Below are 12,415 nucleotides of genomic sequence, written 5' to 3' on the forward strand. Positions count from 1 at the left end.
AATGGCCGGTTTGATGCTGTCGACACCGCTGCGGGTCAGGCCCCATGGCTCGGCCACGATCCGCGAGGTGGCCACGCTTCAGGACGCCAGTGAAATCCTGATCGACTGGCCACAAGCCAGGCGCGGCCCCTTCTATCAGACCGCGCGCGAAAAAATCGAGTCGGCGCTGGCCAACAATGAGGGCGCGGCACAGGCGCAGGAAGCCTTCACCGCGCTCTGCGATCATGCCGGCCTTCTGGTCAGGTAAGTAAAGGCACCGTAGGAACGAAAAAGCAGGCGAACTCGCCTGCTTTTTTGTTGCGGAACCGCTTTTCGGTCATTCTACTGGCAGATCGCCGTCCACGATCGGGTGGGAAGCCTCGAAGCCGAAGCTCTTCGGCGCCATCAGCATCAGGACGATGACAATGGCAATAGAGGCAAGCAACGCGGCGGTACTGGCAACATCTCTCACGGATCCATCCTTTCCAGGTCCGGTTTTGTCACAGAAACGTTTCCTGGTCTGCAAAGTTCCTCCGCCGCCATGACAATGCTGCCGAATGATCTCTACTGTTTCGGCGGCTGGGGCGGCACTTCGCCCGGCTTGATGATCGGCGTCTTGCCTTCGTCGGGCGCCGGCGCGGCCATGCCCTGGTCGCCAGTGGGCGGCGGTTTCAGCACGCCGCCGCAATCGCTGAGCTTCTCGCTCAGATCGCCGTTGCCGGGCTGTTGCTTGCCGCCCTGATCCGTTTGTGCCCGGCATTTGTCGGCCTGCTGGTTCGGCGACTGCTGAGCCGTCTGTGCCGCTGCCGGCAGTGCCAGGGCCAGCATCGCGGCGCATGACGCAATGGCGAGGGATTTCATCTCGGCCTCCTTCGTTGAAGCCGCCCCACGGCGGCATTCCCTTCACCGGGGACAACGCCCGCCGGCGCAAAAGGTTGGCCCAATGGATTGGGAACAAGGCTTATTCGCTGGACCGGTCCGTTGCGCCCGGAGTGGCTTTCCTGTCGCCCTCCCGCGCAGGGCAGGCCTTGGGCTCGAGCCGGTGAAGAAGCCCCGCCACGATCAGCACGAGCAGCGTGGCGAACCCGGCCACCTGCCACAGGCCAAGACCGCAGGCGACGCCGATCGCGCCCGCCAGCCACATCCCGGCGCCGGTCGTCAGCCCGTGGACCTCGCCGCGCGAAAACAGGATCGAGCCGGCGGCGAGAAAGGCAACGCCTGCCGTAACCGCTTCCACGACGCGGATCGGATCGACCTTCACCGACCCTTGCGCAAACATCGGTGCGTGAATGATCTCGATCGTCAGAATGCCGAAAGTGGCCGCGGCCACACAGACGAGGATGTGCGTGCGAAGCCCGGCGGGGCGATTGCGCCATTCGCGCTCGAAGCCGATGATCGCCCCGTAAAGCGTCGCCAGCAACAGCCGCGCCGCGATGACCGGAAACGAGGTGTAAGTGGGATGGCCGAATTCCTCGACGAGCTGTTCCATGATGTCCCTGTGGCGATGAGACTTTCCAACGTGGGCGGCGGACCGTGGTTCCCCCGGGATCGCCGTGGTCGGCGCAAAGGCCGGCGCTTGCGAAGGCCCCGCAACCAATCCCGTTCCCCAGCCGTTGCCTGTGCCGGAGGCCAGCCATGTTGGAGCATTTCCAATCTATCGACGTCGATATCGAGGACGCCGGCATCTTCGTGCGCCGCGCCGGAGCCGGACCGGCGGTGCTTTTGCTGCACGGCTTTCCGCAAACCCATCTGATGTGGCGCGATATTGCGCCCCTGCTTGCCGACCGTTTCACCGTCATCTGCGCCGACCTGCGTGGCTATGGGCGCAGCGCTTGCCCGGCCTCGAGCGCCGATCATGCTCCCTATGCCAAGCGGGCCATGGCATCGGAGATGGTGGCGATGATGGCCAAGCTCGGTTTTACCAGCTTCATGGTCGCCGGCCATGATCGCGGCGGGCGTGTCGCCTACCGCATGGCGCTCGACCATCCCGACCGTATTGAAAAACTCGCCGTGCTCGACATCGTCCCCACGGCCGACGCCTGGGACCGGGCCGACGCCCGGCTGGCCCTCGGCTTCTGGCCGTGGTCCTTGCTGGCACAGCCCGAACCCTTGCCGGAAAACATCCTGGCGGGCGCCGCCGACGCCATCGTCGACAATGCGTTGGGTGGCTGGGGATCGTCGCCCGATGTCTTTCCAGCCGGCATCCGCCAGGCCTATGTCGAAGCTTTGCGCGACCCCGCCCGCATCCACGCGATCTGCGAGGAATACCGGGCCGCGGCAACGCTCGACCGAGACCACGACCGGGCGGACAAAGCCGCCGGCCGGCGCATCGCCTGCCCGGTGCTGGCCTTGTGGAGCGGGCAAGGCGCGCTCGCCGAATGGTATGCCGGCGAAGGTGGGCCGTTGGCGCTCTGGCGGAACTGGGCTGACGACGTGCGAGGCCGAGCGATGTCGGGCGGACATTTCTTCCCGGAGGAGGCGCCCGCGCAAACGGCAGGTGCGCTGATCGATTTCTTCGGCGGGCTCAAGTCGGGTACCGGTTAGCCACCTCCACCGGGCACCTCGGATCAACCGGCTGGTTCCTCCGCTATATCCTCGCCCTCGGGCTCGCCGGGCCGGAAAGGATCGGGCATTCGCGGACATTCCTCGAACCGATGGTCGCGGCCCCCGCAGAAGGAACAGCACATCGCCTCACGGCCCTCGTTTCCGGGCCGCCATTGCGGTATTTCGTAAGGTTTCCTGCCGTCCATGCCCAGCAATGCGCGACGCACGATTTAGTTGCGCGGCGCGCCACCGCGCGCCCGGCAAAGCCCGTCGCGGAACCAACGGACACGATAGGCGGTTATGTGCGACAATGCATGCGGCCCATTCCCGGCGAATCCGGACCAGCCGCGTTCGCAATTCTGTCAAACCGAAGAGAAACCATCATGTCCGCTCGCGTTCCGACCCTGTTGACGGCTATGGGCGTCGTGCTCGCGGCGACCGGTCTGGCCGACGCCCGGCCCGACAGCCGCTCCATGGTATGCGCTCAGATCCGGGCCGTGATCCAGAACCACCGCGCCCTGGTGCTGACCACCGGCCCCAACACCTACGATCGCTATGTCAGGCAGTTCGGCAACGAGTGCGACTGGCCTGAAGTGCCGATGTCAGCCTATGTCCCGTCCCGCGACGGGGACTGTCCGGTCTATCGCTGCGAAGAGCCGGTCAACAATTTCCCGAATTGACCGCAAGCTGACTGCGCGCCATAACGGACCGGCTTTCCCGCTTCGTCTAATGGTAGGACAGCGCCCTTTGAAGGCGTGAATCGTGGTTCGAGCCCATGAGCGGGAACCAGGCAATTGCAAAGCCAACGATGTAAACGGAACCAGGTCGGGTAGCGCCCGATCCTCTCCGATCAATCATGCCGTGATCCGGGACAGGTAGAGAACCGCCCGATGATCCTGCCGGGCAGGAGGAAGGTGGCTTCCGCCTTGAACCTCGGTCGCGATTGACGGCCAGGTAACGTTACGTTAACTTTAATTCAGGTTAAGCTAAAATAGGGGGATTTAATGAAGTTGACATTCATTTGCCTGGCGCTTGTCCTCGCCGGTTCAAATGTCGCTGCGGCGCACCAAAAGAAGGCGACCGTCACCACCGCGAACGCGTGTGCTGGTCTGTCGATCAAGGCGGCGGTGGCAGCAAAATTGGACTGCACAGCAACCGGAACAGCTACATCGACCCCGACCGACGCAGCGAATGCCAAGCCGCGCCTTGGGTACCAAAACCCTTGGACCATGTCCTCGTTTGGCCTTTGATGTTCCCGGAATTTTGGCTGCCCAGAAGCGCCGAGACCGAAGCCGCCGGGCCTTCTGTCAGGCGTGAGCGCTGTCAGATCTCGTCCCTGGCCTGTTCCCGCAGGTCCTGAGCTTCTCGACAATCAGACCATCTGATTGGGGTCGCTTCCTGCGTCAGCATGAAACCTTGCGGCCTGTCGGACGTTCAATGACGTCCAACAGGAGAGTTTCATGGATCCGGCAACCGCCGCGGTGATGATCATGCTGTCGTGCAACGCATCGCTCTGTCGGCCCATGGAGTCGCGCCCGGTCGTCTATTCATCGATGGCGGAGTGCCAAGCGGCGCTTGAAATCAGATTGGCACCGTGGCCGAGCGGCGAAATGGTCGGCCGGTGCAAGCAGATTGACCGCATGGCGACCGGCTCGATTGCCCCGCAAGGCTATGCCTCGGTTCAAGTCACGCGTGGAATCGGCGGCAATGCGGTCACCACCAACTATTTCGTTCCGAGAGCCGACGACTGAATCAGAGGTTGCACACCGGGGCTACCGGGCGCTTGAAGACTTCGCCCGGGACATCGGTAGGTGTTGAACCGAACCTCCTGAAACCATTTCATGGACCCCGCGTTGACGACCGGGGCACCGCCAGACACTGGAGAGAGTCCATGACCGTCAATTGCCGCATATCCATCGACAACAGGCCTGACGCCACCAATGTTACTTTCCAGGCGGTGCCGCGCATTGGCGAGAGCGTGTCCCTGTCGGTCGACGGAAACCCACAGGATCTGCGGGTCTCGCGCGTCGTGCACGTTCCCAACGGTGGACTGGAAGGCGCCGCGATCATCGTCGAAGTCACGACCAACATCCTCTAGGGATTGGTTCGCGCGGAGATGCCCGGAAAGCCCCATGCTACAGTGATCGGCGGCGATGAAACCTCATGCCGCTCAACGCGTTCCACGGGCTAAAACATCGTCTAGGTTCCAATGCAAACTGCATGGTTCTCCAGGTCTGTCGTTTCGGTAGGCGTTGCCGGAGCCATCCGCAACCCTCTCCAACACACAACAGGCGATGGGACTCCTGGCGACACATTGGCGCGATGCCGAGAGCCGGAAACATCGGTCCGCACTGCGCGCCTGCCGCAGGGCCACGAGCGGCGACTTGCCCCCCGAAACCGCCAGGGAGGCCTATTTGGAAGCCACGCGCGAGGCGCATATCGCAGCCCGACAGGGAACGGGGGACAGCGTCCGGCCCGACAGGGAACGGAGGACAGCGTCCGGACCGGCCGATCGCCCTAGATGCCGAAACCCGGCGAAACGCTATCGGCCTCGCCGGCCTGCGCCACGATGATTGATGCCAGGGGCGCGCTCAAGTGCCATTTGAGATGGCCGGGCGACCGTTCCAGAATGGCGGAGCCATCCAGCGACTGCGGCGCCACACGCTGCAGCACGACAGTGCCGAACCCCTTGCGCGTGGTCTGATCGCGCCGGTCGCCGGGACGCGGTTCGCAGTTTTCCTCCCAGGTCAGCTGGAATTCCCGTTCGCCCGCGGAGCCGGGAGCATGGGCTCCGGAGCCGATGGTCCAGGTAATCTCGACCCGGCCGCCTTCGCTGCCCAGCGCGCCATACTTGGAGGAGTTGGTGCCCAGTTCGTGAAAGGCCATACCGAGGTTCTGCACCGCGTTCGACTGCAGCGTCAGGACCGGGCCGGAGAGCAGTATCTGCTCCTCGAGGCCGAAGGGCTTGAGATGTTCCTGGATAAGGTCGAACAGGCTCGCCCCCGCCCACTCCGATGTGACGAGCAGATCGTGCGACCGCGACAGTGCCATGATGCGGGCGCGGATCAATTCCTCGAACTCGCCTGGACCGTTCGAGCGCTTGCTGGTCTCCCTGACCATCGACAGGATGACCGCGAACTGGTTCTTGACCCGATGGTTGACCTCCCGCATCAGCAGCCTGATCCGGCGCTCGCTCTCCTTGGCGGCGGAAATATCGCGGGCGATTTTCGAGGCGCCGATGATGTCGCCATTGCCGTTCTTGATCGGCGAAATCGTCAGTGAGACCGAAATCAGCGCTCCGTCCTTGCGCTTGCGCGTTGTCTCATAGCTCGCGACGCGGTCGCCGCTGCGAATCTTGCTGATGATCTCGGTCTCCTCGTTCTTGAGGTGATCGGGAATGAGCATGAGGACGGATTGGCCGACCGCCTCCTGGGCGGTATAGCCGAACATCCGTTCCGCCGCATGGTTCCAGCTTTGGATGACGCTGTTCAGGTCCTTGCTGATGATGGCATCGAAGGAGGAATCGACAATTGCCGCGAGCCGGGCGTCGGCGGTCGCCCCCTGTCTGTCGCTGCCGTCGATATCGTTCATCGCCACCCGCAATTGCATCTTTCCCGATCAGATAAGGCGCAAACGGATCAAGGCAATCGCCGGCGCGAGAATGGAAGACTTACCGCGAAATTTTCACTCCGCCTGTTCCGGCGGGGTCTTGCCGTCGCCACTGGGCAGGATCACGCCGAACTCCTGCGACTTGGCGCCGACCTCGGCCGTCAGGAAGCCATCGGAGGCAAGGCCACGGCGCAGCAATTCGCGTACCGCCGCCGAGCGGCTGGGCATGCGTTTGTCGAAACGCCAGTTTTCCAGCGCGGCCAGCTCATCCTGGGTCAACATGATCTGGAGTCGTTCCGGGCGTTCCAGGTCAGCCATGCGCGCCTCCTAGCGCCAAAGATCAGGCGAGTTAGTAACCGCCTCATTCTACTTACAGTTAGGAATTTCCGCATCCTGCGTCAAGCGCGGTCAGTGGGTGAATGCAGCGCCGTACCAATGATGATCATCGAACGAAGGTTGCGCGTTCGTGTCATTATGCTAACCGACTGATTTAATTTGTATTTTTTTCGTTTTTCACTTGCCATGAGCCGACATGGGGCGCATCGTGCCAACTTGAGGAAACCAACTCGCTTCGGGAGGTTTCGATGCGATACGACTATTCCACACGGCTGCGTGAAGACGTCTATGCGAGCGTCCGCGCAGCGTTGAAGACCGCGGGCATCATCAACGTGTCGTTGGTGGCGGAAAGGATCAGGGTCAGGAACCTGGCCGAGAACGTCGCCCTCGAGGACATTGAACATCTGGTCCTGCAGGCTGCCCAACTGGTTGGCGCTGCGATCGAATTCGACGCCTTGGGCAACGGATTGGCCCCGCCTGGAACCGGACTCGTCGAGAACCGTGATGAGAGCTCGATGATCCCTCTCGGTCTGCATCGATCAGGCTCGATGCAATAGCCAAAGCGCCAAGCGTGCGACGGCTCCATGCGCCATGGAACCAGTCCGGCCTACGGAGATTACCGCATCGTCCAGCAGAGGAGGATGTCGTGAAGGCCCTGCGCAGTCTGCTTGCCGAACTGTCGTCCAGCTGGCTCCAGCGCCGCAAGGCGCAAAAGCCATTCGCTGGAAATCCAGTCAAACCCGTGCCCCGCGTTGCCCACCAGGCCGCGAGGATCCGGCCGGCGCACAAGCCAAGGCCGCCCTCCTCCCGCGATGTCGCTTCCAATATGTGAACGACCGAAATTGACCGGATCAACCGGGACCTAGGTCGCGGCCGCCGGGGCCTTTCGGGAGGTGGCCCGCTGTCGCCGCATCCGGCGTTTGGCGACGAGCTTGAGGGCGATTGGCGGCTCGTTCGACAGCGCGCCCACCACCGCGTCCACCATGCCATGCGCCACAAAATCCGCGTTGATGTCACGGGCGAGCTTCGCGGCCGCTTCCTTGTCCTCATTGGCGGCCTGCGACCAGAACACGATTCCCACCCGCAAAGCCGCTTTCGCCCGCTTCAGCCGGCGAACCAGAAACCGGGCGTGCTTGATGGAATCCCGGTTCAGGAAGCCGACCACCACGGTATCGATGGTTTCGAGTTCGAGACGGCGGATGTTCGCGGGTTCCATATCGGCAAAGCCGGCCTTCGAGACCGTCGTGCCTTGGACTTCCAGCACCTGTGCCAGCATCGCGGCGGCGGCATCGTCCAGTTCACCGCGCCCGCCTGTGCAAAGCACCGACAAATCCGTGCCGTCGGGCAGTTCGGTCTCGTCTTCGCCGGAAGGATCCTTGTCATCCGTCTCCTCTTCGGCCGCCGGCGGGCCATCCTCTTCCTCTGCTTCCTCATGCGCGCTGTCGTCGAGGTTTGCCACCATCACCAGGGCGCTCTCGGCCACCTGACGCCTTTGCTGGTCGCCCATGACACCGCGCGCACGGTCCTGCTCGCCCAGCAGGAGGGCGGGAATGGCGACCTTGTCGTAGAACTCGACCAGATATTTCTCATCCAGCATCTCCTCGGCGTGGTCCGTGGCTTCGTCAGGGTCACCGGCCAGCAGACGCTGGTAGAGGCGTGCATGGGGTTCCAGCACGGGCTCGTTGCCAAACAGGACGTCGAGGAACTCAAATTGTGGCACATGCCTGCCCAGCACCACCAGGCAAACGGTGAGCGGTGTTGACAAAACCAGCCCGAGCGGGCCCCAGAGCCACGTCCAGAAGATGGCCGCAACGATGATCGCCAGGGATGACAGCCCGGTTCGGGAGCCATAAAGCCAAGGTTCCACGACATTGCCGGTGATCAGTTCCATCCCCACGAACAGGGCGGCTGTCCACAGCACGAGCGACCAGCCCGGCGCCACGGCCAGCGCCAGGAACAGCGGCAGCAGCATGCCGATCGCCGGGCCGATATAGGGGACGAAGCGCAGGCCGAGTGCCAGCAGCCCCCACAGCAAGGCATTCGGGATGCCCAGGATCCACAGGCCGACCGCAATTGGTACGGCGTACACGATGTTGACGACCAATTGCATCAGCAGGTACCGGCCGACACGCTTGCCGGCATCCTGAAGCGCCTCGGTGGTACGGTGAAGGTCGCCATACCCGACAAGGCGGATGAAGCGATCGCGCAAATCCTCCCGCTCCAGCAGCATGAAGATGACGACGACGATGATCAACCCGGCCGATCCGAGCGGGCTGATCAGCGGCCCGACTATGTTCTGCAGAACCTCCAAGGGCCTTTCGCGCGAGACGATCTCGACCGGCACCGGGTCACGCGGCGGCTTTTCCGGGGTGGCGGCCGGCGGCGGCGTCTCTTGCCTGTCGATCTCCTGGCCGACACGTTCGATCACCTTGCTCAACCTGGCAATGATCCCTCCCCCAACGCCAGTCTCCTTGAGCGAGCGGATCTTGGTCAGGATGTTGGTCTGGTAGACCGGGATGTTTTGCGCCAGTTCGCTGACCTGCGTGGCGACAATGAAGCTGAACAGGGCAAGGGCGGCGAAGGCCCCCAATACGCTGACGATGACGGCGGCAATCCGGGGAATACCGGCCCGTTTGAGCGCGGACACAAGGGGGGCGAGCGCGAAAGTCAGCAACAGCGCGATCGCTATGGGCAGGAAAACCTCACGGCCGAAATACAGCGCCGCCACCGTGGTGACGATGGTGGCTATATTGGGCAACGATGTTCGTGGGTGCGGGGCGGCGGGCGAAAGAATATCCTCCAAGCCACGCGCGGGCGACGCCATCTCATTTCGACGATTGGCCGCCATTCCATGCCTCCCCCTGCCAGTCCCATGATCGGGCATATAGAGCCGGGGAGCAACATTAGCCAGAGGTGAAGGATACGCTGTCCAAAGGACGGGTTATCCGGTGCGGCGACCGCTGACTCGGATCAGCGCGCGCCGTGCCGCGCCAGCGCATGCTCGATCAAGATATCGATGACCTCGCTATAGCCGATGCCGATCGCGGCCAGCGCCTTGGCGTACATCGAGATGTCGGTGAAACCGGGCAGCGTGTTGACCTCGTTGACAACGAGGGAGCCGTCGGCGCGCAGGAAGAAGTCTACGCGCGCCAGCGCCTCGCAGCCGAGCGCCTTGAAGGCTTGCCCAGCCATTTCCCTCGCCCGGTTGATCACCACTGCCGGCACATCGGCGGGCACTTTGACCACCGCGCCGTCGGCGTCGAGATATTTGGCCTCATAGGTGTAGAAGCCGTGCTTGCCGGCCGGGATGATCTCGCCGGGCAGCGACACCGTGAGCGAGCCGTCGGCCCGTTGCAGCACCGAGCACTCGATCTCGCGGCCTTCGACGAACTCCTCGATCAACGCCTTGCCGTCATAGCGGAAAGCCGTCTCGACGGCCTGATCGAAACCATCCCTGTCGTTCACCTTGCTCACTCCGAACGACGAACCCTGGCGCGCCGGCTTGGCGAAGAATGGCAGCCCCAGCGCCCCGGCGATCTCCTGAAAGGAACCGACGTCGTTACGGTGGACGGTGACCGAGCGGGCGACGGCAAGCCCGGCCCCGTGCATGAGCCGCTTGGCGACGTCCTTGTCCATGGCGGCGGCCGAGGCGAGGATGCCGCAGCCGACATAGGCGACGTCGGCAACCTCCGCATAGCCCTGCACCGAGCCGTCCTCCCCGAAAGGACCGTGCAGCACGGGGAAGACGACATCGACCGGCGCTAGGTCAGCCCGCGTTCCCTTATGCGACGTTGAGACCAGCCGGCCCTTGCCGCCGGGCACCAAGGCCACCTCCACACCATCCTCCCACACCGGAGCTCCCGCCCCCTCTCCCACCGCCTCGGACGTCGGCTGCAGCAGCCATCTGCCCTCCCTGGAAATGGCGATCGGCACCACCTCGTAGCGCGTCCGGTCGATGGCCTTCAGCACGTTGGCGGCCGAAAGCCGCGACACGTCATGCTCGGCCGAGCGCCCGCCATAGAGGATCGCAACCCTGATCTTTCCGGTCATCGAAATCCCTCGAGTGTCGAAATCAAATGACGACGGCAATGCCGCGATTGGCAAAGAAGCGATCGAAAGCGGCTGGCACCAACACTGCGTTGGCCTGTGTGGCACTGGTATGGCCGGATGGGTTGTGAAAGCGGAACCCTTCATCCGAGGCGGCGGTGACCAGAACCAAATGTCCGCCCTTCGAAGGCGGCTTGCGCTCGGGCCAGCGGATCGAACTGCTGACCGAAGCGATGAAGAACCGCGACCGGCCGAGGATCGACGGAATGTCAGCCGTCGCGACATTGGTCATTACCTCGGCATCGAGGCCAAATTCCGCCTTCACGAAGGTGACGAAGGGCGCATAGATCAACCCCTTGATCGAGCCTTCATCGACGACATAGCCGCCATATGGAGTGCATCGCCTGGCCAGTTCGATCGTCGGCACGATCTCGCCGCGCGCCGCCAGGATCATCTTGAGACACGCCATGCCGCAGACATTGGCGCCCAGACCGCGTATTCGTCGAGCGTGGCAGCGCCTGATCCCTGCCACAGCGGATCCCGCCGCAACGCGGCTTCGGCGCCGTCGGCGAGCACCGCCAGCGTCATGTCAGGCGTCTCCCATTGACTGAAAAACGGCACGGTTTCAGGCAATGGGCTCATGCGGACTCCTCGGGAGTCAATCTCGTATACAAGTTACGAGATTGAAGGAAAGCCGCTCGGACCTGTCGAGGCGCGCGGCGTCTACGCGACCTTCGTCCAGCCAAAAACCAGCCAGATGCGACGTTCTTTTTCAACGAGCAACCGGCCTTTCCCGCGCACGCGTCTTCCCTGAAGCCGCACCGTATGGGACCGATTTTGCCTGTTGTCCAGAGACGGCGCCATCCATGCTCTGCAGGACAATTTCAGTGCCGCCCAGGTCAAGAATCCGATCGGATTCGCCGGTGTGGCGTCCGAGTCTCCAAAATACCCCGGAATGCGGCACCGGAATCACCTCGCCTCGACGCGGTCGATCGATTGCTCCTAGAACGTGATCTTCACCGACGCGGCGCTGCGGTTGGCCGGGCCGTGATGGACGGCCTCGATGTTGTTGCCATCCGGGTCGAGCAGGAAGGCGGCATAGTAGCCGGGATGATAGGACCGCTCGCCAGGCGCGCCATTGTCCGTGCCGCCGGCTTCGAGCCCGGCCTTGTAGAAGGCATCGACCATGGCGTGATCCCTGGCCTGGAAGGCCAGATGATGGCGGCCGGTCAGCTTTCCCAGCGCGGCTCGGCTGTCGGCGCTGGAAATGAACAATTCGTCGGCCCAGAAATAATCCTCGCCGGTGCCGCCGATCGGGACACCAAGGACTTGGAAAACCGCCTCGTAGAATCGCCGGCTGGCGGGGAGATCCCGCACCACGAGTTGGAGGTGGTCGATGAGCCGGCCGCGATGCAATTCCCGGGTTTCCATGAAAGCTTCTCCTCGCAAGACCTCGAATTTAGGCGAGGTCGGCAGGGCGTCAACGCGGGGCGTGAGCCTCTGCTGACAACCAGCGACAATTTTTCGGGCCCGATGGAACTTTTGGGCCGATGGCAAGTTTGCAGGCGCGGCGGGAGAATTTCGGTTGGATTGTTTTCAGAAGCTTGAAGCGCTGGTCGACGGCGCCAATGCCGATGCCATCGAGGAAGCGAACGCATTGCTGCGCCGGTTCAGCGACAGGTCCGAACAGACGAGGCGGGCAATCGACGAGTTCATGCTGGACTTCAAGACATTGGTCTTCGTCGTCGAAGCCGGCGAAGAAAATTTCCAAAAGCCGGTCCGCAAGCTCGCCCGTGCCAGGCTTGCGAAGCTCAAGCAGCTGGTGAACGTGCCGGCTTAGGCGATGCCCGCCCTTTGCTATTACTCAATATCTGGGGAAAGCGCTGCGCGCTTTCCCGGG

The 12,415-nt window shown here is 63.1% G+C and carries 17 protein-coding genes, 1 tRNA gene and 1 pseudogene; 10 read left to right on the forward strand and 9 right to left on the reverse strand.

Annotated elements, in window-relative coordinates; all coding sequences use genetic code 11:
* The first annotated feature begins 1 nt into the window (after position 1).
* Complete coding sequence (locus AC3CB8_RS24355; protein WP_352563653.1) at positions 2 to 247, forward strand: DUF982 domain-containing protein; 246 nt, start codon at positions 2 to 4, stop codon at positions 245 to 247.
* A gap of 69 nt (positions 248 to 316) precedes the next feature.
* On the opposite strand, the gene AC3CB8_RS24360 is transcribed toward AC3CB8_RS24355, so the two are convergent.
* From AC3CB8_RS24360 to AC3CB8_RS24370, 3 genes are all read right to left on the reverse strand, one after another.
* Entirely contained in the window at positions 317 to 451 is a 135-nt protein-coding gene (locus AC3CB8_RS24360) for a hypothetical protein (RefSeq protein WP_023774071.1), read from the reverse strand.
* 92 nt (positions 452 to 543) lie between these two features.
* Positions 544 to 840 (reverse strand): hypothetical protein, encoded by a 297-nt coding sequence (locus AC3CB8_RS24365; protein ID WP_023774070.1) that lies wholly within the window; start codon positions 838 to 840, stop codon positions 544 to 546.
* Positions 841 to 940: 100 nt separating this feature from the next.
* Positions 941 to 1,468, reverse strand: coding sequence for an MgtC/SapB family protein (locus AC3CB8_RS24370; RefSeq protein WP_352563652.1), 528 nt, complete (start codon positions 1,466 to 1,468; stop codon positions 941 to 943).
* Positions 1,469 to 1,614: 146 nt separating this feature from the next.
* Between AC3CB8_RS24370 and AC3CB8_RS24375 the strand changes: the two genes are divergently transcribed.
* The 7 genes from AC3CB8_RS24375 (at position 1,615) to AC3CB8_RS24405 (ending at position 5,096) form a co-directional block, all read left to right on the forward strand.
* The gene (locus AC3CB8_RS24375; protein ID WP_352563651.1) at positions 1,615 to 2,523 is read left to right on the forward strand and encodes an alpha/beta fold hydrolase; all 909 of its coding nucleotides are present in this window, start codon (positions 1,615 to 1,617) and stop codon (positions 2,521 to 2,523) included.
* A gap of 383 nt (positions 2,524 to 2,906) precedes the next feature.
* Complete coding sequence (locus AC3CB8_RS24380; protein ID WP_352563650.1) at positions 2,907 to 3,203, forward strand: hypothetical protein; 297 nt, start codon at positions 2,907 to 2,909, stop codon at positions 3,201 to 3,203.
* A 35-nt stretch (positions 3,204 to 3,238) separates the two neighbouring features.
* Positions 3,239 to 3,312 (forward strand) — tRNA-Gln (locus tag AC3CB8_RS24385).
* A 215-nt stretch (positions 3,313 to 3,527) separates the two neighbouring features.
* The gene (locus tag AC3CB8_RS24390) at positions 3,528 to 3,773 is read left to right on the forward strand and encodes a hypothetical protein (protein WP_156939423.1); all 246 of its coding nucleotides are present in this window, start codon (positions 3,528 to 3,530) and stop codon (positions 3,771 to 3,773) included.
* 210 nt (positions 3,774 to 3,983) lie between these two features.
* Positions 3,984 to 4,274 carry a hypothetical protein gene (locus AC3CB8_RS24395; RefSeq protein ID WP_352563649.1) on the forward strand — a complete coding sequence of 97 codons (291 nt, stop codon included), beginning with the start codon at positions 3,984 to 3,986 and terminating at the stop codon, positions 4,272 to 4,274.
* 140 nt (positions 4,275 to 4,414) lie between these two features.
* Complete coding sequence (locus AC3CB8_RS24400; RefSeq protein WP_023774064.1) at positions 4,415 to 4,621, forward strand: hypothetical protein; 207 nt, start codon at positions 4,415 to 4,417, stop codon at positions 4,619 to 4,621.
* A gap of 196 nt (positions 4,622 to 4,817) precedes the next feature.
* On the forward strand, positions 4,818 to 5,096 hold the full coding sequence (locus AC3CB8_RS24405; protein WP_352563648.1) for a DUF982 domain-containing protein: 279 nt from the start codon (positions 4,818 to 4,820) through the stop codon (positions 5,094 to 5,096).
* On the opposite strand, the gene AC3CB8_RS24410 is transcribed toward AC3CB8_RS24405, so the two are convergent.
* Complete coding sequence (locus tag AC3CB8_RS24410) at positions 5,041 to 6,132, reverse strand: sensor histidine kinase (RefSeq protein ID WP_488377348.1); 1,092 nt, start codon at positions 6,130 to 6,132, stop codon at positions 5,041 to 5,043. The genes AC3CB8_RS24405 and AC3CB8_RS24410 overlap by 56 nt on opposite strands.
* A gap of 75 nt (positions 6,133 to 6,207) precedes the next feature.
* Positions 6,208 to 6,450, reverse strand: coding sequence for a hypothetical protein (locus AC3CB8_RS24415; RefSeq protein ID WP_352563646.1), 243 nt, complete (start codon positions 6,448 to 6,450; stop codon positions 6,208 to 6,210).
* A gap of 266 nt (positions 6,451 to 6,716) precedes the next feature.
* Here AC3CB8_RS24415 and AC3CB8_RS24420 point away from each other — a divergent pair, with 266 nt between their 5' ends.
* Positions 6,717 to 7,025: a hypothetical protein gene (locus AC3CB8_RS24420; protein WP_023782823.1), complete on the forward strand. Its 309-nt coding sequence runs from the start codon at positions 6,717 to 6,719 to the stop codon at positions 7,023 to 7,025.
* Between the two features lie 305 nt (positions 7,026 to 7,330).
* Here AC3CB8_RS24420 and AC3CB8_RS24425 read toward each other — a convergent pair whose 3' ends face one another.
* From AC3CB8_RS24425 to AC3CB8_RS24440, 4 genes and pseudogenes are all read right to left on the reverse strand, one after another.
* Positions 7,331 to 9,316, reverse strand: a complete 1,986-nt coding sequence (locus tag AC3CB8_RS24425; protein ID WP_352563645.1) for an AI-2E family transporter — start codon at positions 9,314 to 9,316, stop codon at positions 7,331 to 7,333.
* A 122-nt stretch (positions 9,317 to 9,438) separates the two neighbouring features.
* On the reverse strand, positions 9,439 to 10,518 hold the full coding sequence (locus AC3CB8_RS24430) for a D-alanine--D-alanine ligase family protein (RefSeq protein WP_023795782.1): 1,080 nt from the start codon (positions 10,516 to 10,518) through the stop codon (positions 9,439 to 9,441).
* 22 nt (positions 10,519 to 10,540) lie between these two features.
* A pseudogene (locus AC3CB8_RS24435) lies at positions 10,541 to 11,157 on the reverse strand (cysteine peptidase family C39 domain-containing protein).
* A 360-nt stretch (positions 11,158 to 11,517) separates the two neighbouring features.
* The gene (locus AC3CB8_RS24440; protein WP_023774055.1) at positions 11,518 to 11,946 is read right to left on the reverse strand and encodes a VOC family protein; all 429 of its coding nucleotides are present in this window, start codon (positions 11,944 to 11,946) and stop codon (positions 11,518 to 11,520) included.
* Between the two features lie 154 nt (positions 11,947 to 12,100).
* On the opposite strand from AC3CB8_RS24440, the gene AC3CB8_RS24445 reads away from it, so the two are divergent.
* On the forward strand, positions 12,101 to 12,355 hold the full coding sequence (locus AC3CB8_RS24445; RefSeq protein WP_352563644.1) for a hypothetical protein: 255 nt from the start codon (positions 12,101 to 12,103) through the stop codon (positions 12,353 to 12,355).
* The last annotated feature ends 60 nt before the right edge of the window (positions 12,356 to 12,415 follow it).

The organism is Mesorhizobium sp. P160927 (assembly GCF_057766385.1).